The 26,769-nt window shown below is 72.3% G+C and carries 23 protein-coding genes, 2 pseudogenes and 1 riboswitch; of the genes and pseudogenes, 17 read left to right on the plus strand and 8 right to left on the minus strand.

Annotated elements, in window-relative coordinates; translation table 11 throughout:
* Positions 1–32: 32 nt before the first annotated feature.
* The 5 genes from IFT90_RS08720 to IFT90_RS08740 all read right to left on the minus strand — a co-directional run bounded on the left by IFT90_RS08720 (position 33) and on the right by IFT90_RS08740 (position 4,109).
* Complete coding sequence (locus tag IFT90_RS08720) at positions 33–965, minus strand: ABC transporter substrate-binding protein (protein WP_192041843.1); 933 nt, start codon at positions 963–965, stop codon at positions 33–35.
* The gene (locus IFT90_RS08725; RefSeq protein ID WP_192041844.1) at positions 962–1,702 is read right to left on the minus strand and encodes an ABC transporter permease subunit; all 741 of its coding nucleotides are present in this window, start codon (positions 1,700–1,702) and stop codon (positions 962–964) included. Before IFT90_RS08725 ends, IFT90_RS08720 begins: the two co-directional genes overlap by 4 nt.
* Positions 1,699–2,427, minus strand: coding sequence for an ABC transporter permease subunit (locus tag IFT90_RS08730; protein ID WP_192041845.1), 729 nt, complete (start codon positions 2,425–2,427; stop codon positions 1,699–1,701). Before IFT90_RS08730 ends, IFT90_RS08725 begins: the two co-directional genes overlap by 4 nt.
* The gene (locus tag IFT90_RS08735) at positions 2,424–3,329 is read right to left on the minus strand and encodes an ABC transporter ATP-binding protein (RefSeq protein WP_192041846.1); all 906 of its coding nucleotides are present in this window, start codon (positions 3,327–3,329) and stop codon (positions 2,424–2,426) included. Before IFT90_RS08735 ends, IFT90_RS08730 begins: the two co-directional genes overlap by 4 nt.
* Positions 3,330–3,461: 132 nt before the next feature.
* The gene (locus tag IFT90_RS08740) at positions 3,462–4,109 is read right to left on the minus strand and encodes a TetR/AcrR family transcriptional regulator (RefSeq protein ID WP_123546190.1); all 648 of its coding nucleotides are present in this window, start codon (positions 4,107–4,109) and stop codon (positions 3,462–3,464) included.
* A 137-nt stretch (positions 4,110–4,246) separates the two neighbouring features.
* Between IFT90_RS08740 and IFT90_RS08745 the strand changes: the two genes are divergently transcribed.
* The 7 genes and pseudogenes from IFT90_RS08745 to IFT90_RS08775 all read left to right on the plus strand — a co-directional run.
* Entirely contained in the window at positions 4,247–4,969 is a 723-nt protein-coding gene (locus tag IFT90_RS08745) for an SOS response-associated peptidase (RefSeq protein WP_192041847.1), read from the plus strand.
* 44 nt (positions 4,970–5,013) lie between these two features.
* Entirely contained in the window at positions 5,014–6,066 is a 1,053-nt protein-coding gene (locus IFT90_RS08750) for an App1 family protein (protein WP_192041848.1), read from the plus strand.
* A 96-nt stretch (positions 6,067–6,162) separates the two neighbouring features.
* Positions 6,163–6,510: a helix-turn-helix domain-containing protein gene (locus tag IFT90_RS08755; protein WP_192041849.1), complete on the plus strand. Its 348-nt coding sequence runs from the start codon at positions 6,163–6,165 to the stop codon at positions 6,508–6,510.
* A complete protein-coding gene (locus tag IFT90_RS08760) occupies positions 6,507–7,787 on the plus strand; it encodes a type II toxin-antitoxin system HipA family toxin (RefSeq protein ID WP_192041850.1) in 1,281 nt (426 codons plus the stop codon). The genes IFT90_RS08755 and IFT90_RS08760 overlap by 4 nt, the downstream gene beginning before the upstream one ends.
* Before the next feature lie 73 nt (positions 7,788–7,860).
* A complete protein-coding gene (locus IFT90_RS08765) occupies positions 7,861–8,187 on the plus strand; it encodes a DUF6504 family protein (RefSeq protein ID WP_146900249.1) in 327 nt (108 codons plus the stop codon).
* Positions 8,188–8,242: 55 nt separating this feature from the next.
* A riboswitch (FMN riboswitch) is annotated at positions 8,243–8,381 on the plus strand.
* Between the two features lie 70 nt (positions 8,382–8,451).
* On the plus strand, positions 8,452–9,138 hold the full coding sequence (gene pnuC, locus IFT90_RS08770) for a nicotinamide riboside transporter PnuC (protein WP_192041851.1): 687 nt from the start codon (positions 8,452–8,454) through the stop codon (positions 9,136–9,138).
* 25 nt (positions 9,139–9,163) lie between these two features.
* Positions 9,164–10,984 (plus strand): annotated as a pseudogene (locus IFT90_RS08775) (glycoside hydrolase family 15 protein); the annotation flags it as partial.
* A 34-nt stretch (positions 10,985–11,018) separates the two neighbouring features.
* Here IFT90_RS08775 and IFT90_RS08780 read toward each other — a convergent pair.
* Together IFT90_RS08780 and IFT90_RS08785 are read right to left on the minus strand one after the other, a co-directional pair.
* Positions 11,019–12,339: pseudogene (locus IFT90_RS08780) on the minus strand (glucose-6-phosphate dehydrogenase); the annotation flags it as partial.
* A 185-nt stretch (positions 12,340–12,524) separates the two neighbouring features.
* Positions 12,525–13,886, minus strand: a complete 1,362-nt coding sequence (locus IFT90_RS08785; RefSeq protein WP_192041853.1) for an aromatic acid exporter family protein — start codon at positions 13,884–13,886, stop codon at positions 12,525–12,527.
* Positions 13,887–14,068: 182 nt separating this feature from the next.
* Between IFT90_RS08785 and IFT90_RS08790 the strand changes: the two genes are divergently transcribed.
* From IFT90_RS08790 to IFT90_RS08815, 6 genes are all read left to right on the plus strand, one after another.
* Positions 14,069–17,596 (plus strand): DNA polymerase III subunit alpha, encoded by a 3,528-nt coding sequence (locus IFT90_RS08790; RefSeq protein ID WP_192041854.1) that lies wholly within the window; start codon positions 14,069–14,071, stop codon positions 17,594–17,596.
* Between the two features lie 57 nt (positions 17,597–17,653).
* Positions 17,654–18,676 carry a glutathione S-transferase family protein gene (locus IFT90_RS08795; protein ID WP_192041855.1) on the plus strand — a complete coding sequence of 341 codons (1,023 nt, stop codon included), beginning with the start codon at positions 17,654–17,656 and terminating at the stop codon, positions 18,674–18,676.
* Complete coding sequence (locus tag IFT90_RS08800) at positions 18,673–19,008, plus strand: TraR/DksA family transcriptional regulator (protein ID WP_371740902.1); 336 nt, start codon at positions 18,673–18,675, stop codon at positions 19,006–19,008. Before IFT90_RS08795 ends, IFT90_RS08800 begins: the two co-directional genes overlap by 4 nt.
* 463 nt (positions 19,009–19,471) lie before the next feature.
* Positions 19,472–20,752, plus strand: a complete 1,281-nt coding sequence (locus IFT90_RS08805; RefSeq protein ID WP_192041856.1) for a GAF domain-containing protein — start codon at positions 19,472–19,474, stop codon at positions 20,750–20,752.
* 55 nt (positions 20,753–20,807) lie between these two features.
* Positions 20,808–22,349 carry an aldehyde dehydrogenase family protein gene (locus IFT90_RS08810; protein ID WP_192041857.1) on the plus strand — a complete coding sequence of 514 codons (1,542 nt, stop codon included), beginning with the start codon at positions 20,808–20,810 and terminating at the stop codon, positions 22,347–22,349.
* Positions 22,349–22,801, plus strand: coding sequence for a DUF779 domain-containing protein (locus tag IFT90_RS08815; protein WP_192041858.1), 453 nt, complete (start codon positions 22,349–22,351; stop codon positions 22,799–22,801). Before IFT90_RS08810 ends, IFT90_RS08815 begins: the two co-directional genes overlap by 1 nt.
* 19 nt (positions 22,802–22,820) lie before the next feature.
* On the opposite strand, the gene IFT90_RS08820 is transcribed toward IFT90_RS08815, so the two are convergent.
* Complete coding sequence (locus IFT90_RS08820; protein ID WP_192041859.1) at positions 22,821–23,495, minus strand: hypothetical protein; 675 nt, start codon at positions 23,493–23,495, stop codon at positions 22,821–22,823.
* Positions 23,496–23,583: 88 nt separating this feature from the next.
* On the opposite strand from IFT90_RS08820, the gene rplU reads away from it, so the two are divergent.
* The 4 genes from rplU to IFT90_RS08840 all read left to right on the plus strand — a co-directional run bounded on the left by rplU (position 23,584) and on the right by IFT90_RS08840 (position 26,714).
* On the plus strand, positions 23,584–23,895 hold the full coding sequence (gene rplU, locus IFT90_RS08825; protein ID WP_123546218.1) for a 50S ribosomal protein L21: 312 nt from the start codon (positions 23,584–23,586) through the stop codon (positions 23,893–23,895).
* 38 nt (positions 23,896–23,933) lie between these two features.
* Positions 23,934–24,203 carry a 50S ribosomal protein L27 gene (gene rpmA, locus IFT90_RS08830; RefSeq protein WP_123546220.1) on the plus strand — a complete coding sequence of 90 codons (270 nt, stop codon included), beginning with the start codon at positions 23,934–23,936 and terminating at the stop codon, positions 24,201–24,203.
* A 135-nt stretch (positions 24,204–24,338) separates the two neighbouring features.
* Entirely contained in the window at positions 24,339–25,514 is a 1,176-nt protein-coding gene (locus IFT90_RS08835) for an alcohol dehydrogenase catalytic domain-containing protein (RefSeq protein ID WP_192041860.1), read from the plus strand.
* Positions 25,515–25,748: 234 nt separating this feature from the next.
* Complete coding sequence (locus IFT90_RS08840; protein ID WP_192041861.1) at positions 25,749–26,714, plus strand: phosphodiesterase; 966 nt, start codon at positions 25,749–25,751, stop codon at positions 26,712–26,714.
* Positions 26,715–26,769 lie beyond the last annotated feature (55 nt).

A 26,769-nucleotide genomic window follows, 5' to 3' on the forward strand; every position in this document is an offset into this window, starting at 1 on the left:
TGCGTGCCGGCCCCTCCTCTGCTCGTCGCTGGTCAGCCGACGAGCCCCTTGCTCTCGAGGAAGTCCTTGGCGATGGTGCCCTCGGACTCCTTGTCGGTCTGGCTCTTCGAGTTCATCTCCTGCAGGTCGGCCGAGGTCAGCGCCGCGTCGACCGCGTCGATGATGTCCTGTGCGCCCTGGTCGACCTTGTCCGAGACGATCGGCACCACGTTCTGCGGCAGGATCATGTTCTCGGGGTCGTCGAGGGTGACGAAGTCGTTCTCGACGATCAGCGGGCTGGCCGAGTAGAGGTCGGCGATCTGGACGCTGCCGTCCGACAGCGCCTTGGCCGTCAGCGGGCCGCCTCCGTCGTCGATCGGGGTCGAGGTGACGTCGACGCCGTAGATGCTCTTCAGGCCGGGAGGGCCGTAGGGACGGTCGACGTTCTCGGGCGGGGCGCCGAGGGCGATCGAGCCGGAGTAGTCCTTGAGGTCGGCCAGGCTCGTGATGCCGTTCTCCTCGGAGAACTCCTTCGTCACGTTGTAGCTGTCCTGGTCCGTCGCCTCGGCGGCGGTGAGGCTGGTGAGGCCGTCGGGCAGCGCGTCGGCGAGGGCCGACTCCACCTCCTCGGGCGTCTTGGCCGTCGTCTCGGCGTCGTAGAACTGGAGCAGGTTGCCGGAGTACTCGGGGAACACGTCGATGCTGCCGCCCTCGAGCTCGGGCAGGTACACCTCGCGCTGGCCGATGTCGTACTGACGGTCGACCGTGTAGCCGCCGTCCTCGAGCGCCTGGGCGTAGAGCTCGGCGATGATCTTGTTCGAGTAGTACTGCTGCGAACCGATCACGAGGGCGTCGGAGGACGACGCCGTGTCGTCGGAGCCGCTGCTGAGAGGGTCGCTCGACGAGCACCCTGCCAGGGCCACCACGGCCCCGATCGCGACTGCGCCGAGAACGGTGAGCCGGCCTTTCTTCGCTGTGTTGTTCACTGTGTTCCTTCCTGGAGGGGTGTTGCGGTGCCCGGGGCGCGTCGGGCGACGCGCGCGCGGGAGTCGGTGGGGCGCCCGGCGGTGACGCCGGCCGGGACGACGAGTCGCTGGACGACGGAGAAGACGACCTCGAGGGCCACGGCGAGGACGATCACGAGGATCGAGCCGGCCAGCATCGTGCCGTAGTCGTTGGCCCGCAGGCCGGTGATGATGTAGCTGCCGAGGCCGCCGGAGCCGACGATGGTCGCGAGCGTCGCGGTCGCGACGACCTGGAGCACCGCCGAGCGGATCCCGCCGATCAGCAGCGGCAGCCCGAGCGGCACCTCGACGCGCGTGACGATCTGCCACTCGGTCATGCCGACGGCACGGGCGGCGTCCACGGTGGAGCGGCCGACGGCCTCGAACCCCGCGTAGGCACCGGCGAGCACCGACGGGATCGCGAGGATCACGAACGCGATCATCGGGGCCGTGAGGCCGATGCCGACCCAGCCGGCGATGAGCGTGATGACGCCGAAGGTGGGCAGCGCCCGGGCTCCCCCCGACACAGCGACCGCGATCGCTCGCCCCCGACCGGTGTGGCCGATGGCGAAGCCGACGGGGATCGCGACGATCGACGCCAGGGCGACCGCCACGACCGAGTACCAGAGGTGCTCGCCGAGGCGGGTGGGGATGCCGTTCGGGCCGACCCAGCTGCTGCCGTCGCCGATGAACGCGAAGGCCTCCGCGAAGAAGTTCACGAGCGCACCGCCTCTCGACGAGACGACTGGGGCGAGGAGGCGCCGGTCTCGGTGGAGCGGGTCGACGACCGCCGCGAGGAGGCGCGGCGCGGCCTGCCGGGCCGGCTCCACGGCATCAGCGCGCGGCCGAGGAGGACGAGCAGCCCGTCGAGCACGAGCGCCATGACGATGGTGATGACGATGCCCGCGAGGATCTCCTCGGGGATGTCCCGCTGGAAGCCGTCGATGAAGAGCAGCCCGAGGCCGTTGACGCCCAGCACGCCGCCGACGGTGGCGAGGCTGACCGTGCTGACGACCACGACCCGGAGGCCGGCGAGCATGACGGGGCCCGCGAGGGGGAACTCGACGCGCCAGAAGCGCTGCCAGCTCGAGTAGCCCACGGCCGTCGCCGACTGGCGCACGTCGACCTCGACGGCGCCCAGGGCGTCGGCGACCGAGCGGACCATCAGCGCGACCCCGTAGAGCGTCAGCCCGATCACGATGTTGACGGGGCTGCGGAGCGACGTGCCGACGAGGGCGGGCAGGGCGACGAACAGGGGCAGCGACGGGATGGCGTAGAACAGGCCGGCGACCGTGAGGATGCCGCGGGACACGCGGTAGCGGTTCGCGAGCCAGCCGATCGGCAGCGAGATGACGAAGGCGAGGACGACCGGAGGCACGCTGAGGGCGAGGTGCACCAGCGTCTTGTCCCAGATGTAGTCGGCGTTCGACCAGATCCAGTTCACGACGCGTGCCCACCCTGCGCCGGGGCACCCGGAGCCTGGACGGCTCCGGCCTCGCTCGGGGTCGCCGGTCTCGCGCGCGGCACGGTGCCGGGTGCCGTCAGCACGCCGGTCGTGCGGCCCTCGTCGTCGACGACGACCTGGCCGGTGGCGGTCTGCTCGATGTGCAGGGCCCGCTTTCCCCGGTTCGAGCCGACGAAGTCGGCCACGAAGTCGCTGGCCGGGTCGGAGAGGATCTCGGCGGGCGAGCCCTTCTGGGCGATCTTGCCGCCCTTCTCGAGGATGACGACCTGGTCGCCCAGCAGGAAGGCCTCGTCGATGTCGTGCGTGACGAACACGACCGTCTTGTCGAGGTCGCGCTGCAGCCGGACGAGCTCACGCTGCAGGTCGGCCCGGACGAGCGGGTCGACGGCGCCGAAGGGCTCGTCCATCAGGAGGATGTTCGGGTCGACGGCGAGGCCCCGGGCCACGCCGACGCGCTGCTGCTGGCCGCCGCTGAGCTGGCTCGGCCAGCGGTCGGCGAGCGAGCGGTCGAGGCCGACCGTGTCCATCAGGTCCAGGGCCCGGCTCCGCGCCTCCTTCTTGGAGACGCCCTTGAGCACCGGGACGGTCGCGATGTTGTCGACGACCCGGCGGTGCGGCAGCAGCCCCGAGTTCTGCATCACGTAGCCGATGCTGCGGCGGAGGCCCACGGGCTCGAGGCCGCCGATCTCGTCGCCGTCGATCTCGATCGACCCGCTGGACGGGTCGACCATCCGGTTGATCATCCTGAGGATGGTGGTCTTGCCGCAGCCGCTCGACCCGACGAAGACCGTCGTCTGACGGGACGGGATGACGAGGCTGAAGTCGTCGACGGCGAGGGTGCCGTCGGGGTACTGCTTGGTCACCGAGGTGAACTCGATCATGGGTGGCTCATTCCTCGTGGGCAGCACGAATCGACACTTGCCAGTCCCGACACTGAACCACACGACGACGGATGAGGGCCGTCCCCGCCTCGTCCGTTTCGCTGAACGGACCGTGCGGGCCCCTGCGACGCGTCAGGCGAGGGTGAGGTGCGCCTCGAGGTAGGACTTCGACACGCGACGGCACTCGTCCACGAAGCGCGCGTCGCCGTCGCCGCCGGCGAGGAACGCCCGCGCCAGGAGCGAGACGCCGATCTCGACCACGACCTGCACGGCGAGCTCGGAGTCGGCGTCGCGGACGACGCCGAAGCGCTGCTCGAACATCCCGAGCACGGCCTCGGCGAAGGGGCTCAGCGAGGAGGTGGCCTGCGGCGAGCCCGCGTCGGGAGCGTCGCTGAAGCGGATGGCCCGGAAGCCGGGTTCGTTCCGGTAGAGCTCGACCTTGGAGTCGATCACGATGTCGACGGCGCCGCGCCAGTCGGCCGCCCCGTCGGCGTCGAGGGTGTCGGCCACCCGGTTCGTCAAGCGCTGCACGCAGCGCAGGGCGAGGGCGTCGACGACCGCGATGCGGTCGGGGAAGTACCGGTAGACCGTGCCGATGGAGGCGCCGGCCCGCTCGGCGACCATCGCCGTCGTCAGGCGCTCGTAGCCGATCTCGTCGATGATCGCGGCGGCGGCGTCGAGGAGGCCGGTGAGCCGTGCGGAGCTGCGAGCCTGCACGGGCTCGTTCCTGAGCAGCGACGAACCCCCGGGCAGTGCGTCGTGGACGTCGGTGACGAGCAAGGGGTTCTCCTTCGTGCGGCGTCGCCGGGGCGACGTGGTGCGTGCGGTGCGGTCCGTGACCGGCGGGTCAGGGTCCTGAGGGGGCGTCAGGGCGACCTCGTCGACCGATGTCGGTCGCAGCCGGGAGAATGGTGCGCATGTGCGGACGATTCGTGATGGCGCGTGCCTCGAGCGACCTGGTGCCCTTGTTCGACGTCGACGTCTCGGGCGACAGTCTCCCAGACCCTTCCTGGAACATCGCTCCGACCCGCCCGGTGACGGTGCTGATCGACGCGGCGCCCCGCGGGGACGACGCGGGCGGGCCTCCCGTGCGCCGCCTCGCCGCCGCTCGGTGGGGCCTCGTCCCGGCCGGCTCCGACGGTCCGGCCGGCCCCCCGGTGTTCAACGCGCGCTCCGAGACGGCCGCCGAGAAGCCGATGTTCCGCGAGGCCCTGGCCTCGCGGCGGGCCCTCGTGCCGGCGACGGGCTGGTACGAGTGGCAGGCGCTGCCCGACGGGGGCAAGCGTCCCGTCGCCGTGCGGCTCCCCGACGACGAGGTCCTCCTGTTCGCGGCGCTGTACGAGTGGTGGCGCGACCCGGGGGCCGAGGTGGGGTCGCCGTCTCGGTGGCTGCTCTCCACGACCGTGCTGACCCGCGCCTCCTCGGGTCCGCTCGCGGCCGTCCACGACCGGATGCCCGTGCTCGTCGGCGCCGACGTCATGGACGACTGGCTCGACCCGGAGGCCGAGGGCGGCGACGACCTGCTGCAGGGCGTCGCGGGGCTGTCCGACGAGATCGCCGCTCGGCTCGTCGTGCACGAGGTCTCCCCCGACGTCGGCTCGGTCGCGAACGACTCCCCCTCCTTGCTGCTGCCCGTGTGAGGCCGTGAGGGCGCACGGTCGGTCGACCGTGCGAGGATGACCGGATGCCCGACATCCGAAAGCCGGCCCCGGCCGCTGTCGAGCCCCTCCTGCACCGGGCGGCGCGCATCGAGAACTCCGTGCACCGGTTCCGCGAGAAGCGGGCCCGCAAGCGCGGCCTGCGTCCGACGATCGTGCCGTACACGGGCTACGGCTCGAGCGGGTGGGTCCGCGTCCTGTCGCGCGTGCTGCTCACGCGGACCGGCACCCTCGACGGCGCCGACCGCGCGAACGTCCGCGGCTGGCGCAGCTTCACGAGCGTGCCGGTCGAGCACGCGGTCGTCGAGGTGACCATCGGCGGACGGACGCAGACGGTGACCACGGATCGCGGCGGCGTCCTCGACGTGCGGCTCGAGTCCGACCTGGCGCCGGGCTGGCACGTCGTGACGATCACGACCGAGGGCTCCCTCCCGGTGGAGGCGCCGGTCGCGGTGATCGACCCCGACGCGCGCTTCGGCATCGTCTCGGACATCGACGACACGGTCATGGTGACGTCGTTGCCGAGGCCCCTGCTCGCGGCGTGGAACACCTTCGTCCTCAACGAGCACGCTCGGCGGCCGGTGCCCGGCATGGCCGTCCTGTACGAACGGCTGCACGCCTCGTCGGGAGGCTGCCCGGTCGTCTACCTGTCGACGGGCGCCTGGAACGTCGCGCCCACGCTCTCGCGGTTCCTCTCGCGGAACCTCTACCCCAGCGGCCCCCTGCTGCTCACGGACTGGGGTCCCACGCACGACCGTTTCTTCCGGAGCGGTCGACTCCACAAGCAGGGCTCGCTCGACCGGCTGGCGGAGGAGTTCCCCCAGGTGCGGTGGCTGCTCGTCGGCGACGACGGGCAGCACGACGAGGAGCTCTACGGCCGGTTCCTGCACGACCACCCCGAGAACGTGGCCGCGGTGGCCATCCGCGAGCTGTCGCCGAGCGAGGCCGTGCTGGCCGGAGGGCGGTCCCGGTCGGAGCACGCCCAGGGCACCGATGTCGCCTGGGTGTCCGCGCCGGACGGCGCCGGCCTCTGGGACCAGCTGACGGAGGCAGGGGTCGTCACCGCCCGGACGCCCTGAGCCGTCGCGAGAAGTTGCGGTCCTGCTATGACGGGAAATCCGGTTGTCAGGACGCGATATGGCTCTTATGATCGGAAATCCACGTACAGGAGGACCATGATGGATCAGCCCTTCCCCGATCCCCCCGTGCGGTCCACGGACGAGTGGGAGGCCCGGATCGGCAGCCAGGTGCGGGCGTCGCGACTCGACGCCGGGCTCGACCAGATCTCGTTGGCACGCCGGGCCGACCTCTCGACCAGCACCCTCCAGTCGCTCGAGAACGGCCGTGGGAGCACCCTCTCGACCCTGGTGCGCGTGCTGCGGGCCCTCGGCGCCGAGGACGCCCTCGACGCCCTGGCCCCGGCGAGCGCCGTGAGCCCCATCGACGTCCTCCGGTCGGCCGACCCGGCCCCGCGTCGTCGCGTGTACCGGCCACGGGCACCGCGCGGGAGCAGCGGGTCGTGAGCTGGGTGCCGGTCCAGGCGGTCGAGGTCACGGCCTGGGGCGAGCGGGTCGGCGCGGTCGCCCTCGACCCCGCGCTCGGTGCGTACGTGTTCGAGTACTACCCCGAGTGGGCGGCGCGGGGCGTCGAGCTCGCCCCGCTGACCATGCCGGTCCGTCGGCGCCGTCACGTGTTCCCGCAGCTGCCGGAGGCGACGTTCCACCGCCTCCCCGCGTTGCTGGCGGACGCGCTGCCCGACGACTTCGGGAACGCCGTGATCGACGCGTGGCTGGCGCGGCAGGGCGTCGGGCGGGGGGCGGCGACGCCGCTCGACCGGCTGGCCTACATGGCGGACCGGGCGATGGGCGCCCTCGAGTTCCGGCCGTCCCGGGGGCCGCGTCACCGGACCGCGAGCGCGGTCGAGCTGAGCGACCTGGTCGCGGGTGCGCGGAGCGTCCTCGATGCCGAGTTCTCGGACGACCGGGAGAACGAGTCGGCGGTCCGCTCCCTCATCCAGGTGGGGACGTCGGCGGGAGGGGCCCGGGCCAAGGCCGTGGTCGCGTGGGACCGCGAGACCGGCGAGGTCCGGTCCGGCCAGCTGCCGGCTCCCGAGGGGTTCGAGCACTGGCTGCTGAAGCTCGACGGCATGGGCGCCGACTCGGAGCTCGGGCAGGGCGACTCGTCGGGCAGGGTGGAGCTGGCGTACTCGGCGATGGCGGGGGCGGCCGGCATCGACATGGCCGAGTGCCGGCTGCTCGAGGAGGGCGACAGGGCCCACTTCATGACCCGGCGCTTCGACCGGCTGCCGTCGGGCAAGGCGCACACGGTGACCCTCTGCGGCACGGCGCACCTCGACTTCCGTCAGCGGCAGGTCCACGACTACGGGCAGCTGTTCGACGTGGCGACCCGTGTCGTCGGGCGGGAGGCGCTGCCGCAGGCGTTCCGGCGCATGGTGTTCAACGTGCTGGCGGCGAACAACGACGACCACACGAAGAACACGTCGTTCCTGCTCCGGTCGGCGACGTCGCCGTGGGAGCTGGCGCCCGCGTACGACGTGACGTTCGCGCACAACCCGACGGGCCGGTTCACGTATCAGCACCTGATGGGGGTCGACGGCGTGTGGCGCGACCCCGCCGAGGCGGACGTGATGCGCCTGGCAGACCGCCACCTCGTGCCCGGCGCGTCGGACATCGTGGCGGAGGTGCACGACGCGGTCGCCGGCTGGCGCGGCTTCGCCGACGAGGCCGGGGTGCCGGGGGGCGTCGCGCGTCACGTGCAGGAGAGCCTGCTGCCCTGGTGACGGAGGCCCCTGGCCGATGTCGGGGGCCCGACCTACACTCGAGGTCGAACACACGTTCGAACGAGGAGGCGGCATGAAGGTCGACGAAGCGGTGCCGGTCGAGACGACCGAGGGCGGGGCGCCGTTGCGGTTCGTCTGGCGGGGGGTCGTGTACGGCGTGGTGAGCCCGCCGGAGCGGTGGGTCACCCGACGCGAGTGGTGGCGATCGGCGGCCAGGGCGCCCCGGGGCGCCGGGGAGGCGCTGCTCGAGCTGCCGGTCTGGCGGGTCGACGCGCTGCCGCTGACCGACGGGGCGCACCGGGTCGACGGCACCTTCGACCTCGCCCGCGACGGTGCCGACGGCTCGTGGCTGCTGCTCGGCGTGTTCGACGACCGGGTCGAGCAGCAGCTGTTCGCGTGACGTCGCGAGACGCCCGGGGCTCTCGGGAATGCCCGGGGTGCCAGACTCGTTCTCACGAGTGCTTCGGGGACGGTGTGATTCCGTACCGGCGGTGACAGCCCGCGACCCTCTCGACACCGAGAGGCTGATCCAGTGACAGCCCTGCGAGGGCCATTCTGGAGCCGACAGTAAAGTCTGGATGAGAGAAGCGAGCGTCGATCGCGCCTGCGGTCGCGCCTCCCCGATCCGACGACGCCCGGCGTCGTCACCGACGAGGAGGACACGATGACCCTGATCCGCTGGCTGTTCGACGCACAGCTCGTCCTGGGCGACCAGACGATCCTGTGGCGCGAGGTGATCGGCAACGTCTTCGGCCTGCTGAGCGCCCTCGGCGGGATGCGCCGCAAGGTGTGGGCCTGGCCGGTCGGCATCGTGGGCAACGCCCTGCTGTTCACCGTGTTCCTCGGGGCCGTCTTCGACACCCCGAACCCCGTGAACCTCCTCGGCCAGGCAGGGCGCCAGGTGATGTTCATCGCGGTGTCGATCTGGGGCTGGTACCGCTGGAGCCGCTCCCGCGACGGAGGCGCGAGCTCACCTGTCGAGCCCCGCTGGGCCGGCGCGAAGAACCGGGTCGTGCTCGTCGTGGCCCTGTTCGGCGGCACCGCCGTCCTCACCCCCGTCTTCAGCGCCCTGGGCTCGTACGAACCCGTGTGGGCGGACGCCTGGATCTTCACGGGCTCGCTGCTCGCCACCTGGGGCATGGCCAAGGGCTGGGTCGAGTTCTGGCTGATCTGGGTCGCCGTCGACCTCGTCGGCACGCCCCTGCTCTTCAGCGCCGGCTACTACGCCTCGGGCCTCATGTACGTCTTCTACGGCGCCTTCACCCTGGTCGGCTTCTTCGTGTGGGCGCGCACCCGCCGCAGCAAGCCGCAGGTCGAGACCCTCTGGCCCGACCCGACGCTGCAGCGCTGAGACCTGTCGGAGCCGCCGCTGGCAGGATGTGCCAATGCCCCTGGCCATCGAGAACTACGCGCTCATCGGCGATCTGCACACCGGCTGCCTCGTGGGCACCGACGGCAGCATCGACTGGCTCTGCCTGCCCCGCTTCGACTCGGCGTCGACCTTCGGCGCCCTGCTCGGCGACCACGACTCCGGCCGGTGGCTGGTCGCCCCCCGCGACGCCGACGCCACGTCGACCCGGCGCTACGTCGACGGGACCTTCGTGCTCGTCACGACCTGGACCACGCCCACCGGGGTGGTCGAGGTCACCGACCTGATGCCCTACGGCGACCGACGGGCCGACGTGGTCCGGCGCGTGACCGGCGTCTCCGGCACGGTGACGATGCACGTCGACCTCGCCATCCGCTTCGGCTACGGCACGGCCGTCCCGTGGGTGCGCCAGGTGCCCGAGGCCGACGGGACCGCCCTGGTCGCCACGGCGGGGCCGGACGCGGTCGTCGTCCGGGGCCCGCGCCTCACCGCCACCGACCACACCCACGAGGCGGACTTCGAGGTCGCGGCCGGCGAGACCGTCGACCACAGCCTCACCTGGTACCCCTCGCACCGGGAGCCGCCCACCGCGATCGACGTGACGGCCCGGATCGACGAGACGGTCACGTGGTGGCAGCAGTGGGCCGCCCGGTGCACCGCTCCCCCCGTGTACGAACGGGAGGTGCACCGGTCGCTGCTCATCCTTCGCGCGCTCACGAACGAGGACACCGGCGGCATCGTGGCGGCCGCGACGACGAGCCTGCCCGAGCAGTTCGGCGGCTCACGGAACTGGGACTACCGCTACGTCTGGCTGCGCGACGCCTCCATGACCCTCCAGGCGCTCATCCTGCACGGCTACGCCGAGGAGGCCGACCGGTGGCGCGGCTGGCTGCTGCGGGCCATCGCCGGCGACCCCGCCGACGTGCAGATCATGTACGGCCTGGCCGGCGAGCGCTACCTGCACGAGAGCGAGCTCGGCCAGCTGCCCGGCTACGACGGCGCCTCCCCCGTCCGCATCGGCAACGCCGCCTACAAGCAGTACCAGGGCGACATCTTCGGCGAGGTGATGGTCGCCCTGCACGAGGCCCGGCTGCTCGGCGTCGAGGAGACCGAGTACTCCTGGCCGCTCCAGCGCGCCCTGATGCAGTACGTCGAGGACAACTGGACCCGGCCGGACAACGGCATCTGGGAGATCCGGGGCGAGCTGCAGCACTTCACGCACTCGCGGGCGATGATCTGGGCGGCCCTCGACCGGGCGATCCAGGGCGTCGAGCAGTTCGGCCTCGACGGCCCCGTCGACCGGTGGCGTGCGCTCCGCGACGAGGTGCGCACCGAGATCGAGGCGAAGGGCTGGGACGCCGACCGCGGCACCTTCACGCAGTACTACGGCACGGCGGAGGTGGACGCGTCGCTGCTGCAGCTCGCCCAGGTCGGGTTCGTCGCCGCCGACGACCCGCGGATGCTCGGCACCGTCGCGGCGATCGAGGCGGACCTGCTGCACGACGGCCTGCTGCGGCGGTACCGCACCGAGAGCGGCGTGGACGGGCTGAGCGGTGCCGAGAACCCGTTCCTCACCTGCTCGTTCTGGCTGGCCGAGCAGTACGCGGCGTCCGGCCGCGTCGACGACGCGGTGGCCTTGATGGACCGCCTCGTGGGCTACTGCAACGACGTCGGCATGCTGTCGGAGGAGATCGAGGTCGCGACCGGCAGGCACGTCGGGAACACGCCCCAGGCGCTCTCGCACCTCGCCCTCGTCCGTGCTGCCGACGCCATCGCGAAGGCGCAGCAGCAGGCCCCGGCCCAGGCCCGGGCCTCTTCCTCCGCCTGAGACGGAGACGACGACGGCCGCCCTGCTCGAGGANTGTCGAGCGGCACGTCGCCGGCCTTCCAGGCCTCGATCACCGGAGCGACGATCGCCCAGCAGCGCTCGGCGACGTCGCCGCGGATCGACAGCGTCGGGTCGTCGTGGAAGATGCCGCTGAGCACCTCGCCGTAGGGGGTGAGCTCGGGCTTGCCCAGCGTGACCGACATCGTCGACTTCTCGAGGTCGAAGGGGTTGCCCGAGCCGTTGGTCGTGACGCCGAGCTCCATCGTCTCGGGGCTGATCTCGATGCGGAGCGTGTCGGGCGTCGACGAGCCGTTGAGGCCCTCCGGGAGTGCGGGCACCGGCTTGAAGGTGATCAGCACCTCCTTGCGGATCTTCGTCATGCCCTTGCCCGAGCGGAGGATGAACGGGACGCCCGCCCAGCGACGGGTCTTGACCTCGAACTCGACCTCGGCCAGCGTCTCCGTCTGGCGCTCGTTGTCGACGCCGTCCTCGTCGGCGTAGGCCGGCACGTCCTTGCCGTCGATGGTGCCGGCCGCGTACTGCGCGCGGCGGCTCGAGGCGATCGGGTCGGCGCCCTTGACCCACGTCGCACGGAGCACGCGCGCGATCTCGCTGCGCAGCTCGACCGAGTCGATGCTCGACGGGGCGTCCATCGCGATGACGGCGAGCACCTGCAGAAGGTGGCTCTGGATCATGTCGATCAGCGCGCCGGCCTTGTCGTAGTACTGCGCGCGGCCCTCGAGGCCGAGGACCTCGTCGTAGAAGATCTCGACCTTCTCGATGTTCTCGCTGTTCCAGACCGGCTCGAAGAGGCGGTTGGCGAAGCGCAGGCCGATCATGTTGAGCACCGTGGCGCGACCGAGGAAGTGGTCGGTGCGGTGGATGCGCTCCTCCGGCACGATCTTGAGCAGCTCGGCGTTGAGCTCGCGGGCACTCGCCTCGTCGGAGCCGAAGGGCTTCTCGAGCGCGAGGCGGAGGCCGTCGGGCAGGTCGATCTCGGCGAGCGCCTGGATCACCTTGGTGCTGATGGCCGGGGGCAGCGCGAAGTACATGACGGGCGTGCCCTCGGACGCCTCGAAGAGTGCCTTCAGGTGCTCGACCGTGGTCGGGTCGCCCTGGATGTACTGGCTGGACGCCAGCGTCTTCTTGGCGAGGTCGCTGCCCGCGTCGCCGTTGAAGGCGGTCGTGACGACGTCGTCCCATTCTTCGGGGCTGCGCTCGCTGCGGCCGGTGCCGATCAGCTGCACGTCGACCCCGCGGTCGCTCTTGAGCAGGCTCGCGAGACCGGGGAGGAGGAGGCGCTCGGTCAGGTCTCCCGAGGCTCCGAGGATGATGAGGGTGGTGGTGTCTGTCACAGGTACGGCTTCCGTGAAGGCGGCGACGGGTCGCCGCTCGGTGTGTGAGGGGTACGGGCTGCCGGGCCGGGCCGGGGCGGGGTCGCGGCACGCCGTGGGCGCATCCGCGAGACCGGCGCAGGGCGCGGCAGGGCGTTCGGCGACGATGCCTCCCCCACCGTACTGCGCCCGGGCCCCGGACGCCGTCAGCGTTCGCGGGCAGCGTCCTCCGCCTCGCCGTCGGCGGGCCGGTCGTCGGCGGCCTGGTCGTCGGCTGCCACGCCGTCGGCGGCCGGGCCCTGCGCCTCCTGGCGTCGCTCGCTGTCGCGCGGCGCGGTGTCGCGGGGCGCCGTGGGGTCGTCCACGGGGCCGGTGCTCGTGGTGCCGCCGACCTCGGCAGCGGAGTCGTCGGCGTCGACGTCGCCGTCCCCGTCGAGGTCGCCGACCGCCTCGTCCTCGGGGCGGGGAGCCGTCGAGTCGTCGGGGTCGAGCGCGGCGATGATCCGTCCGAGCGAGACGGCGACCGAGACGCCGCCGCTCGTGGCGACCGTCGGCAGCTCGCGGTGCGTGTCGATGGCCCGCCAGAGCTCCTCGACGTCGCGGCGGGCGGTGACGAAGGCGTCCCGGTCGTCGCCGCCGCGCCTCCTGATCACCTCTCCGACGCTGCGGACGGCACGGGCGACGACGGGGGCGAGGTCGTCGACGATGCCGATCTGGCGGCCGATCCGGCGGCCGAGGATGCCGGATACCTCGGCGAGGTCCTGCAGGTGGAACCCGACCCGCTCGAAGACGACGAGGTCGGCGTACTCCGAGGCGAGGTCGCGGCGGCGCAGCAGCCTGCGCGGGTTGAGGCGACGTGACTCGTCGGCGTACTGGACGGCGTCGCGGACGTGCCGCAGGGTGCTCGGCAGGACGGCGACTCGCCGCTCCCAGTCGTCGTCCTCGATCGGCCAGTCCGCCTCGAACACGGTGGCGACGTCGTCGGCGCGGTCGGCGAGCGACGCCTGCACGAGCCGGAGCCGGCGCTCGGCCCGACCGGTGTAGAGCGGCGGCACCAGGACGAGGTTGACGACGACGCCCACGGCGACGCCCACGCCGATCTGCACGACGTAGCCGGTGGAGTAGTCCTCGGCGTTCGCCCCGCCCAGCAGCAGCACGAAGAGGCCGGCGGTCAGCACCCAGTCGCGGCCGGCACCCAGCCAGCGGATCCCCGCGATGAGGGTGCCGAGGCCGACGACGAGCGCCACGGCCAGCACGCCCGGCTGCCCCTCCTGCAGTGCGAACACCGTCGTCGCGAGCAGCACCCCGATCACGAGGCCGAGGATCGTCTGCAGCCCCTGCTTGAGCGACGTCTTGACGGTCGGCCAGAGCGCCAGCACGGCCCCGAGCGGGGCGTAGTAGGGGTACTCGGCGGCCACGCCGGGCACGTGGGGCGCGATCCAGTAGGCCAGGGCCGCGGCGAGCGCCCCCTTCGCGGCCATGAGGAGGCGCGGCTGGGCCAGCAGCGTCCGCGTCCACCGGGTGGCGGTCCGGGCGGGGTCCTGGGCGGCGGCTCGTCGGTGGGGCATCCGACGATGATGACAGCAGGGCGCGGTCGCCGTCCGGGGTCGTCGTGCGGTCGCCGCTCGGGTCGTGGTCCGGTCGCGGTCCGGGGTCGTCGCACCCCGCCGGGGCGACGTACACTCGTCGAACACACGTTCGAACCGACCTCGGCCGGGAGGTCCGACGAGAGAAGCACCGAGGCAGCACGATGCGTTTCACCCACCTGCACGTGGCGTCGTCGTTCAGCGCGCACTACGGCACGACGCCGCCGGCGCAGCTCGTCGAGCACGCTGCCGCCCACGGCGCGGACGCGCTGGCGATCACCGACCGCGACGGCCTCTACGGGGCGATCCGGCACATCGGCGCCTGCCGGGCGGCGGGCATCGACCCGATCGTGGGCGTCGAGCTCGGCTGCGTCGACGACACGGCCGACGAGAGCGGCAGCGCACGCGGCGGCGCCGAGGAGGCGGGGGGCGCGTCTGCCGGTGCCGGCGCCGGTCCCGGGGGCAGGGCGGGCGCCTCCTCGGTCGACCGCATCGTGGTGCTCGCGCACGGGGCGGGCGGGGGCCGTCCGGGTGCGGGCTGGGCCGCTCTCTGCCGGTTGATCAGCGCGGCGCACGGCCGGGCGACGAGGCGGGTGAGCGGCAGCGCGAACAGCGTCGCGACGATCCCGCGGTCACGGCTGCGGGCGTTCCTCCGCGGCGACGAGGGCGCGGACGCGACGGTGCTGCTCGGGCCCGACTCCGACGTGGGCCGACTGGTCGCCGAGGGGCGGCACACGGCCGCGGCGGCGTCGCTGGCCGCCTGGGCGCGCGAGCTGCCCGGCGGCGTGGCCGTCGAGGTCGTCTGCCACCTCACCGAGCCGGGCGAGAACCGCAGCGTGCGGCACGCGGCGCGCATGCTCGAGCTGGCCGAGCACGTCGGGGTGCCCGCCGTGCTGACCAACGCGGTGCGCTACCTCGACCCCGACGGCGCGGTCACGGCCGACGTGCTCGACTCGGCGGGGCACCTGGCGCCGCTCGGGGCGTTCACGCCGCAGCCGAACGCCCAGGCGTCGCTGAAGCCGGGCGACGAGATGCGCGCGCTGGCGACCCTCGTCGCCGACGCCTCCTCGTGCCCTCGTCGCGCCGCAGAGGAGATGCTGGCCGAGACCGAGCGGCTCGCCGACCGCTGTCGTCTCGACCCCGACGCCGACCTGCGCTGGCGCCGGCCGAAGACCCCCGAGCTCAGCGCCATCGGCGTCGACGGCGATCCTGACCAGGTGCTGTTCCGCCGGGCCGAGGCGGGCGTCACCGAGCGCTTCGGCCATGCCGACCAGGCGATGCGCCGCACCGTCGACGAGCGGATGCGCTACGAGCTGGGGATCATCACGGGCTTCGGCTTCGCCAGCTACTTCCTCACCGTGGCCGACGTCTCGGCGCTCATGCGCGACATGCGGGTGCGGAACGCCGCGCGCGGGTCGGGTGCCGGCAGCTTGGTCACCTACCTGCTGCGCATCTCGAACGTCGACCCGATCGAGCACGACCTGCTGTTCGAGCGGTTCCTCGGCAACAAGCGCGAGACGCTGCCCGACATCGACATCGACGTCGAGTCGGCGAGGCGACACGAGATCTACCGGGCGATCTTCGACCGCTACGGCAGCAACCGGGTCACCCTCATGTCGATGCAGTCGACCTACCGCGGCCGGGGGGCGGTGCGCGACGCCGGCCAGGCCCTCGGGCTCGACGACGACCAGATCGACCTCGTCGCGAACAACGTCTGGCGCTCGAACGCCCGCGACCTCCGCACCGCCATGGCCGAGAAGCCCGAGCTGCGGGCCATCGCCGACCTCGCCCGGCAGAACGGCCAGATCGACCTGCTCGTCGACCTGACGGAGCGGCTCGACCGGCTGCCCCGGCACATCTCGATGCACCCGTGCGGGGTGATCCTCGGCGACTCCGACCTGCTCAGCACGACCCCGGTGCAGCCGAGCGGCATCGGGCTGCCGATGAGCCAGTTCGACAAGCACGACATGAACGACGCCGGGCTGCTGAAGCTCGACGTGCTCGGCGTCCGGATGCAGAGCTCGATGGCCTACGCGCTCGACGAGATCGAGCGGGTGAACGGCGCCCGCGCCGCCCTGGCCGGCGGACTCGCCGTCGACGTGCCCTACGTGAACCGGCAGGGGCGGGTCGAGCTCGACGAGATCCCGCACGACGACGAGCCCACCTTCGAGGCGATCCGCACCACCCACACCCTCGGCATGTTCCAGATCGAGAGCCCCGGGCAGCGCGAGCTGATCGGCAAGATGCAGCCCGACCGCTACAGCGACCTGATCGCCGACATCTCGCTGTTCCGCCCCGGCCCGATGAAGGGCAACATGGTCGCGCCGTTCCTCGACACGAAGCACGGCTTCCAGCGGCCCGACTACCTGCACCCGAGCTTCGCGCCGTTCCTCGACGACAGCTACGGCGTCGTGATCTACCACGAGCACGTGCTGCGCATCCTCGAGGCCACGATGGAGGTCTCGCTCGCCGAGGCCGACGAGATCCGCCGGCACATGGGCAAGGGCCAGGACGACGCCCTCGAGGTCGAGTTCCGCAGGCGCACGACCGCGAACGTCGACGACGACGGCAGGAGGCGGTTCACCGACGCCCAGGTCGACAAGATCTGGGCGGTGCTCAAGGGGTTCGGCTCCTTCGGCTTCTGCAAGGCGCACGGCGCCGCGTTCGCGCTGCCCACCTACCAGACCGCCTGGCTCAAGACCCACTACCCGGCGGAGTTCCTCGCCGGGGTGCTGACGCACGACCCCGGGATGTACCCGAAGCGGCTGCTGCTGACCGAGGCGCGACGCATGGGCGTGCCCGTGCTGCCGCTCGACGTCAACGCGTCGACGGACGTCTACAGGGTCGAGCGGGTGCGCGCCCCGGCGACGCCGATCGCGCCCAGCCGCCCGGGCGACCTCGGCATCCGCCTGTCGCTCTCCGACGTGCACGGCATCAGCGACTCCGAGCTCGCTCGCGTCGTCGTGGGCCGGCCCTACGAGTCGATCACCGACTTCTGGCAGCGGGCCACGCCGTCGCGGCGGCTGATCGAGCGGCTGGCGCAGGTCGGCGCGCTCGACTCCCTGGCCGGCCCCGGGCGGACGAGGGGCGACGTGCTCGCCCGTGTGCGGTCGCTGACGCAGCGCACCGCACGGCCACGCGCCTCCGACGTGCAGAACCAGCTCGACTTCTCGGTCGACGACTCGGCGGAGGTGCCCACCGGCACCCCCGACGTGAGCCTGCGCGACAGGGTGGGCGACGAGCTCGACATCCTGTCGATGGAGGTCAGCGAGCACGTGATCGAGAGCTACCGCCCGATGCTCGACGACCTCGGCGTCGTCCGGGCAGCCGACCTGCGCGACCACTGGAACGGCACCACCGTGCTCGTCGCGGGCATCCGGATCGCCACCCAGACGCCGCCGATGCGCAGCGGCAAACGGGTCGTGTTCATCAGCGTCGACGACGGCACGGGCTGCGCGGACGCGACGTTCTTCGAGGAGGCGCAGGCGAGGTCGGGGCCACTGCTGTTCGGCACGAAGCTGCTGCTGATCCAGGGGCGGACCAGGCGCACCGGCGAGCGCGGCATCTCGCTCGAGGCCGAGGCCGCCTGGGACCTGAAGGCGATGTGGCGCGACTGGCAGGCGAGCCGGGCAGCGGTGGGAACGGCACCCGAGGGGCACGAGCTGCCCGACCTCTCGGACGCGTCCGCGTGAGGCTCCCGGCGAGGCTCTCGGCGAGGCTCTCGGACGCGTCTGCGTAGGGTGGCGAGCATGAGCGACGAGCAGCAGGCGAAGGGCACGTACGTCGAGCCCGGCCAGGAGTACACCCGCGACACGAACTACATCGAGGACAGGATCACGCGCGACGCCGTCGACGGCTGGCCCGTCGAGGCCGGCCGCTACCGCCTGGTCGCCGCCCGCGCCTGCCCCTGGGCCAACCGCACCGTCATCTCGCGCCGCCTCCTCGGCCTCGAGGGCGCGATCTCGCTCGGCCTGCCCGGGCCGACCCACGACGCCCGCAGCTGGACCTTCGACCTCGACCCCGACGGCCGCGACCCCGTGCTCGGCATCGAGCGCCTGCAGGAGGCGTTCTTCGCCCGCACCCCCGACTACCCCCGCGGCATCACCGTGCCCGCGATCGTCGACGTGCCGACCGGCAAGGTCGTCACCAACGACTTCCCGCAGATCACCCTCGACTTCGCCACCGAGTGGGCCGAGCACCACCGCGAGGGTGCGCCCGAGCTCTACCCCGACCACCTGCGCGCCGAGATCGACGAGGTGAACGCCGTCGTGTTCCGCGACGTGAACAACGGCGTGTACCGCGCCGGGTTCGCCGGCTCGCAGAAGAGCTACGAGCGGGCGTACCGCACGCTCTTCGAGCGCCTCGACTGGCTGTCCGAGCGCCTCGCGGGGCAGCGATTCCTCGTGGGCGACACCATCACCGAGGCCGACATCCGCCTCTTCACCACCCTCGCCCGCTTCGACGCCGTCTACCACGGCCACTTCAAGTGCAACCGCTCCAAGCTGGCCGAGATGCCCGTGCTCTGGGCCTACGCCCGCGACCTGTTCCAGACGCCCGGCTTCGGCGACACGATCGACTTCGCCCAGATCAAGGCGCACTACTACGTGGTGCACAGCGACATCAACCCGACGGGGATCGTCCCGGCCGGTCCCGACCCGTCGGGCTGGCTGACCGAGCACGGCCGCGAAGAGCTCGGCGGGCGGCCGTTCGGCGACGGCACTCCCCCGGCCGCGCCTCCCGAGGGCGAGCGGGTGCCGCCGCTCGTCGCGTGACCGACCCGACCGGACAGCTGCGCCGGACCCGCGACGAGGCGCTCGCGCTGGCCGAGCGACTGCTGCGCGACATGGAGGCGGTGGCCGAGGCCCGCGAGGGAGCCAACGTCGATGACGAACACGACCCCGAGGGCTCGACCATCGCCTACGAACGGTCGCAGCTCGACGCGGTCCGTCGCTCGGCCCTCGAGCGCGCCGCCGACGCCGAGGCGGCGCTCGGCCGGCTGGCCGACGGCACCTTCGGCCGATGCGAGCGCTGCGCCGCGCGGATCGGCGACGCGCGGCTCGACGCCCGGCCCACCGCCCGCCTCTGCATCGCCTGCGCCCGCTGACCCTGCCTGGCCCTGCCCTGCCCTGCCCTGCCCTGCACCCCGCTCTACCTCCCCCGCGTCGACAACTCCTGCTCCGTGTTCCGCGTGGCGCTCAGCGGTCCGGCGACGCCGTCCGCGGCGGAGCACCCGTCCGGAGTTGCCGACACGGCGCATCCGCTCGGTCGACAACTCCTGCTCCGTGCTCCGCGCGGGGCGTGGCGGCGCGGCGGTGCCGTCACCCGCGGTGCACCCGTCAGGAGTTGCCGACACGAGCACGACCACTCCGCGAGGCGCGAGGCGCGAGGCGCGAGGCGCGAGGCGCGAGGCGCGAGACGCGACGAGTCGAGTCGTGAGCGGGCGGCGGGCGCGGGGCACCCCGCGGCCCTTCCGCCGCGAGCAGCCGCGACGTAGGCTGCCGACACCACGGCGACGATGCCGGGCCCGACGGCCCTGCCGACGCCTCCGCTCGACGACGAGGGGCGACATGGCAGCGGCGAGACCCGACCCGCCGACCGCTCGTGCGTCCCGCGGGGCCGCGCGCCGGCTCCTGCTCGCGGCGTCCTGGCAGCGGGCCGCCGACCAGCGCGTCGACCCCGACGCGCTCCCCCTGCTCGAGCTGCCCGACGACGACCTGGCCTCGTGGCGTCGTGAGCACCCGCTCGCGCTGCTGCTGCCGGTCGTCCAGCGCCTCCTGCTCGACGACGTCGAGGGCAGCGGCCTGCTGGTCGCCGTCGGCGACGAACGCGGCCGGCTGCTCTGGGTCGAGGGCGACCGCGAGGCACGACGCCGGGCCGAGTCGATGCTCTTCGTCGCCGGGGCCGGCTGGGCCGAGTCGAGGGTCGGCACGTCCGCGCCCGGCACCGCCCTCGAGCTCGACCGCGGCGTGCAGGTCAGGGGGCCCGAGCACTTCTCGCACCTAGTCCAGGAGTGGAGCTGCACCGCCGTCCCCGTGCACGACCCCGCCGACGGACGGCTCATCGGCGTGGTCGACATCACCGGCGACGACCGCGCCGCCGGCGAGCAGACCCTGCCGCTGCTGCGCGCGACGGTCGCCGCGATGGAGGCGGAGCTCGCGCTCTCGAGGACGCGCACCGTCCGCCGCCCCCGAGCCCGCTGGACGCCGACGCGCACGCCGCGGCCGCCGCGGCTCGACGTGCTCGGCCGTGACGAGGCCGTGCTCCACGTCGGCGGGACCGCCACGACGCTGAGCGCACGGCACTCCGAGCTCCTCCTCCTGCTCGCCGCTCGGCCCGAGGGGTGGTCGGCCGAGGCGCTGGCCGACGCGATCTGGGGCGAGCGCGGCACGGTCGGCACCCTGCGGCCCGAGCTCGTCCGGCTCCGCCACGTGCTCGAGGCGGTCGTCCCCTCGCTCGTGCCGACGTCGCGGCCGTACCGGCTCCCGACGGCACTGGCCACGGACGCCGACGAGGTCGTGCACCTGCTCGACCGCGGGGCGCACCGTGCCGCCCTGCACGCCGCGACGGGCCCGGTGCTGCCGGGCTCGTCGGCCCCGGGCGTCGAGAGCCTCCGCGGCGACCTGGCGCGACACCTCGGGGAGTCCCTGCGCACCTCCGGCTCGGTCGACGTGCTGCTGCAGTGGGTGGCCACCGCCCAGGGCGCCGACGACGAGCCGGCCCGCCGCGAGCTGCTGCGGCTGCTGCCGCCCCGGTCGCCCCGCCGGGCGGGTCTCGTGGCGGGCGCCGTCGGGGGTCCCGCAGCGGGTCGGGACGCGCAACGGGACGCAACGTCGGCCGACCTACCCTGACCCCACAGGGCCGCGCGATCCGTGGCCTCCGACACCGTCGTCGAAAGGGACAGCCATGACCGTCACCACTCCCCCGAGCACCTACGCGCAGCCCGGCCAGCCGGGCGCAGCCGTGCAGTTCGAGGCCCGCTACGACCACTTCATCGGGGGCGAGTACGTCGCCCCGGCGAGCGGGCAGTACTTCGAGAACCCGAGCCCCGTGAACGGCAAGCCCTTCACCGAGGTCGCCCGGGGCAACGCCCAGGACGTCGACCGCGCCGTCGAGGCCGCGTGGCGGGCCTTCGACTCCTGGAAGCGCACCACCATCACCGAGCGCTCGATCGTCCTCAACAAGATCGCCGACCGGATGGAGGCGAACCTCGAGATGCTGGCCGTCGCCGAGACCTGGGACAACGGCAAGCCGATCCGCGAGTCGCTGGCCGCCGACGTGCCGCTCGCGATCGACCACTTCCGGTACTTCGCCGGCGCCATCCGCGCCCAGGAGGGCTCGACCGGCGAGATCGACGGCGACACCGTCGCTTACCACTTCCACGAGCCGCTCGGCGTGGTGGGCCAGATCATCCCCTGGAACTTCCCGCTGCTGATGGCGGTGTGGAAGCTCGCCCCTGCCCTCGCGGCGGGCAACTGCGTCGTGCTCAAGCCGGCCGAGCAGACCCCTGCGTCGATCCACGTCTTCATGGACCTGATCAAGGACCTGCTGCCCGCCGGCGTCCTGAACATCGTCAACGGCTTCGGCGTCGAGGCCGGCGCTCCCCTGGCCAGCCACCCGAACATCCGCAAGATCGCCTTCACCGGCGAGACGACCACCGGCCGGCTCATCATGCAGATGGCCAGCGAGAACCTCATCCCCGTCACCCTCGAGCTCGGCGGCAAGAGCCCCAACGTCTTCTTCGCCGACGTCGCCGACGAGCAGGACGACTTCTACGACAAGGCGCTCGAGGGCTTCTCGTTCTTCAACCTCAACTCGGGCGAGGTCTGCACCTGCCCGTCGCGCGCGCTCGTCCAGCAGTCGATCTACGACCAGTTCACGGCCGACGGCATCGAGCGGGTGAAGAAGGTGAAGCAGGGCGATCCCCTGTCGCTCGACACCATGATCGGCGCTCAGGCCTCGAACGACCAGCTCGAGAAGATCCTGAGCTACATGGACATCGGCAAGCAGGAGGGAGCGACGCTGCTCCTCGGCGGCGACCGCGCCGACCTCGGCGGCGACCTCACCGACGGGTACTACGTGAACCCGACGATCTTCGAGGGCAGGAACTCGATGCGCATCTTCCAGGAGGAGATCTTCGGCCCGGTCCTCAGCCTCACGAGCTTCTCGGACTACGACGACGCGATCAAGATCGCCAACGACACCCTCTACGGCCTCGGCGCCGGCGTGTGGAGCCGCAACGGCGCCCAGCTCTACCGGGCCGGCCGCGACATCCAGGCCGGCCGCGTCTGGTCGAACACCTACCACCAGTACCCCGCGGGTGCCGCGTTCGGCGGCTACAAGCAGTCCGGCATCGGTCGCGAGAACCACAAGATGATGCTCGACCACTACCAGCAGACGAAGAACCTGCTCGTCAGCTACGCGGACGGCCCGATGGGCTTCTTCTGATGGACACCTCAGCGAAGGAGGCGCGGGTCGGCCCGGCCGACCCGGCCCCGGCCCCCGAGGCGGTCGCCCTGCCCTCCCGGGTCGACGTCTCCGCGGAGGCGGCGGCGTTCCTCGTCGACCTCACGGCCAAGCACGGCCCCCTGATGTTCCATCAGTCGGGCGGCTGCTGCGACGGCTCGTCGCCGATGTGCTACCCGGTGGGCTTCTTCCGGGTCGGCGCGGTCGACGTCCACCTGGGCGACCTGCACGTCGACGGTCTCGACCCGATCGAGGTGTACATGTCCCGCAGCCAGTTCGAGTACTGGAAGTGGACCCACCTCACGATCGACGTCGTCGCGGGCCGGGGCGCCGGGTTCTCGGTCGAGTCGCCCGAGGGGCGCCGGTTCCTGATCCGGTCGCGCATGCTCGACGACGCGGAGCAGGCCGCCCTGGGGCTCGTCCCGGGGAGCTGACGGAGAGGACCCCGCAGGTCTACGGCGTCTGCGCCGCTGCCGTCCCGCCCTCGGCGGGCGGCAGGGCGTAGACGCCGTGGCCGGTCCGCACGATGACGCCCTGCCGCGCCAGGACCGAGAGGGTCGAGAGCACGCTCGAACGGCGGTAGCCCGGCAGCGCCTCGACGATCCCGGTGGTGCGCAGGGCCCCGGCGCGGAGCACCTCGGGCAGCCGCTCCGCGAGCGAGTCGCCGGACGAGCTGACGGCGGGGTCCTGCCGCCCGTCGCCGGCCGAGGCCGGGTCGGCCGCGGCCTCGGCGGCGTACTCGACGCGAGCCTGCGCCAGCCCCTCGGCGGTGACCCGCGTCGTGGCTCCGTCGGGCCCCGCGGCCTGGGCGTACGGGGCGAGCGTCAGCGACCGGCCGACCCGGCCGTGGACCGCCGACGCGCTGGTGCCCTGGTGCTCAGCGATCTCCGGGTAGGAGGCGCCGCCCAGCAGCAGGACCGCCTCCCCCTCGAGGGCCAGCCACTGCCCCAGGCTCGCGATCTCCCAGCCCGCGGCCGTGACGGCGGAGCCCCAGACCTCGATGTCGTCGCCGTGCTCGGACGTGAGGGCGTGCAGGTCGGCCAGCAGGTCGACGAGGCGCCCCCGGGCGTCGTCGACGATCTCGGCCGTGAACTGCGGCGGGCGTCGAAGTTTGATCGGTCGTGACATCTGTGAAAGACTACCCAAGTTGCCCGAGCGGCAGCGCGACGTCGTCCGGCGATCCGGACGTCACACCCCAATCTTCCCAGGAGTTCCCATGGCATTCGCAATCGTGCGCGCCGGCGGCCGTCAGGAGAAGGTCGAGGTCGGGACGATCCTGACCGTCGACCGCCTCAAGGCCTCGGCATCCGACACCGTCTCGTTCGTCCCCGTCCTGCACGTCGACGGCGACACGATCCTCACCGGCGACGACCTCGCGAAGGTCACCGTCGAGGGCGAGGTCCTGAACGACCTCCGCGGCCCGAAGATCGTCATCCAGAACTACAAGAACAAGACCGGCTACAAGCGTCGCATGGGCTTCCGTGCCGACCTGACCCGCGTCAAGATCACCTCGATCACCACCAAGTAGCACCGCGACGCCGAAGACATCCCAGGAGCTGACACCACATGGCACACAAAAAGGGCGCATCGTCCACTCGTAACGGCCGCGACTCGAACGCACAGCGCCTCGGCGTGAAGCGCTTCGGCGGCCAGGTCGTCCTCGCCGGCGAGATCATCGTCCGCCAGCGCGGCACCCACTTCCACCCCGGCGCCAACGTCGGTCGTGGCGGTGACGACACCCTGTTCGCCCTCGCCCCCGGCGCGGTCGAGTTCGGCAACAAGGGCGGCCGCAAGGTCGTCAACATCGTCGCGACCCAGGTCGCGGTCGACGCGTAGCACCCGGTCCCGCGCACGCGCGGCATCGTCCGACGGCGGTCGTCCCCTCACGGGATCGGCCGCCGTCGTCGTGTCCCCCCGCCTTGTACCCTCCCGGTCCAGGGCGCTCCCGGTCCCCCGGCGTAGACGGGACGGATGAAGGCTCTCACCTACCAGTCCATCGCCGACGTCGCCGTCACCGAGGTGCCCGACCCCACCATCGTCGATCCCACCGACGCGATCATCAAGGTCACGTCCGCCGCGATCTGCGGCAGCGACCTGCACCTGTACGACGTCTTCGACCCCTACCTCGACAAGGGCGACGTGCTCGGCCACGAGACCATGGGCGTCGTGACCGCCGTCGGCTCCGCCGTCTCGCGCATCCAGGTCGGCGACCGCGTCGTCGTCCCCTTCGTCATCGCCTGCCGCGAGTGCTTCATGTGCCAGCGCGGCCTCTTCTCGCAGTGCGAGACCACCCAGGTCACCGAGTACGGCTCGGGCGCCACCCTCTACGGCTACACCAAGCTCTACGGCCAGGTCCCCGGCGGCCAGGCCGAGCAGCTGCGCATCAAGCTCGCCGACGCGAACCTCGTCAAGGTCGGCCACGACCTCCCCGACGAGCGCTACCTGTTCCTCAGCGACATCCTCCCCACCGCCTGGCAGGGCGTCGAGTACGCGAACGTGCCCGAGCGCGGCACCGTCGTCGTGCTGGGCCTCGGCCCGGTCGGCCAGTTCGCCTCGCGCATCGGCGTGCACAAGGGCTTCCGTGTCATCGGAGTCGACCCCGTGCCCGAGCGCCGCGCGATGGCCGAGCGCCACGGCGTGGAGGTGCTCGACCTCACGAAGGACGTCGCCGACGTCATCAAGGGCATGACCGACGACCGGGGACCCGACTCCGTCGTGGACGCGGTCGGCATGGAGGCCCACGACCACGGCGGCGTGAGCATGGTGCAGAAGTTCGCGGCCGCGCTGCCCGACAAGGTCGGCCAGGCCCTGATGCAGAAGGCGGGCGTCGACAGCCTCAGCGCGATGCACCTCGCCTTCGAGGTCGTCCGCCGCGGCGGCACCGTCTCGCTCAGCGGCGTCTACGGCGGCACCGCGGACCCGACGCCGTTCCTCACGCTCTTCGACAAGCAGATCACCATCCGCATGGGCCAGTGCAACGTGCACCAGTGGATGGACACCCTCATGCCCCTCGTCGAGGACCCGTCCGACCCGCTCGGCACCGAGGACCTCACGACGCACCCGGTGCCCCTCGACCGGGCGCCCGAGATGTACGAGATCTTCAAGAAGAAGGAGGACGGCTGCATCAAGGTCGTCCTCAAGCCCTGACCCCGCAACACCTCCAGCACCCGCACCGCCTGCTCACCGGGCCGGTCCCGGGGCCGGCAGTCGCACCTCCTGCGCGCTGCCGCCTCGGGTCCGGCCCTGAGTTCGCCCACCGTTCACCGGAACACGCAGGTCCGTTCACCCCACACGGAGCCACCGGATGATGGACTGGTGTCGAACACACAACGAGGGTCCCGATCCCGAGGCCCCCGTCGGTGACATCGAATGAGAGAACTCATGGATCTCCGGACGGCCGAGCACCCACGGCCCGATCACTTCGTCCTGCACCTGAGCGACACGCACCTCGTCGGAAGCGACAGGCCCCTCTACGGGGCCGTCGACAGCGAGGCCCGCCTCGGCCAGATCGTCCGCGAGATCGAGGCCTCGGGCGTCCGTCCCGAGGCGATCGTGCTCACGGGCGACCTCACCGACAAGGGCGAGCCGGAGGCGTACCGCAAGCTCCGGGCACTGCTCGAGCCGGCGGCCGAACGGCTCGGCGCCCAGCTCATCTGGGCGATGGGCAACCACGACGAGCGCGGGGCGTTCCGCGAGCAGCTCTTCGGGCAGCTCCCCTCCGACCGGCCGGTCGACCTCGTCTACGACGTGAACGGGCTCCGCGTGATCACGCTCGACACGAGCGTGCCCGGGCACCACCACGGCGAGCTCACCGGCGCCCAGCTCGACTGGCTCGCCGAGGAGCTCAGCACGCCTGCCCCCGACGGCACGGTCATCGCCATGCACCACCCGCCCGTCCCCTCCGTGCAGGACCTCAGCGTGCTCGTCGAGCTGCGCGACCAGGCCTCGCTCGCCGAGGTCATCGAGGGCAGCGACGTGCGCACCATCATCGCCGGCCACCTGCACTACTCGACGACGGCGATGTTCGCGGGCGTCCCCGTGAGCGTCGCCTCCGCCACCTGCTACACCCAGGACCTCAACTCGCGTCTCGGCGGCACCCGCGGCCGCGACGGCGCCCAGTCGTTCAACCTCGTGCACCTGTACCGCGACACGGTCGTGCACTCGGTCGTGCCGATGGGCACCTACGACACGGTGGGCGAACCGGTCTCGGCCGAGTCCACGGCGGAGCGCCTCGCCGTCGCCGGCGTCCGCATCGAGCCCGCCGCGCCCCGGCACCGTCGCACCGACACGGCGCCCGTGCCGATCGTGCGCGACCTCGCGCTGACGGGTCCGATCGACACCCTCTGAGGGCGCGCGGCCCGCACGGCCGCCTGACGACGACGACGCCGCCCCCGGTCTCCCG

The sequence above is a fragment of the Frigoribacterium sp. CFBP 8766 genome (assembly GCF_014841435.1).
Classification (GTDB): Bacteria; Actinomycetota; Actinomycetes; order Actinomycetales; family Microbacteriaceae; genus Frigoribacterium.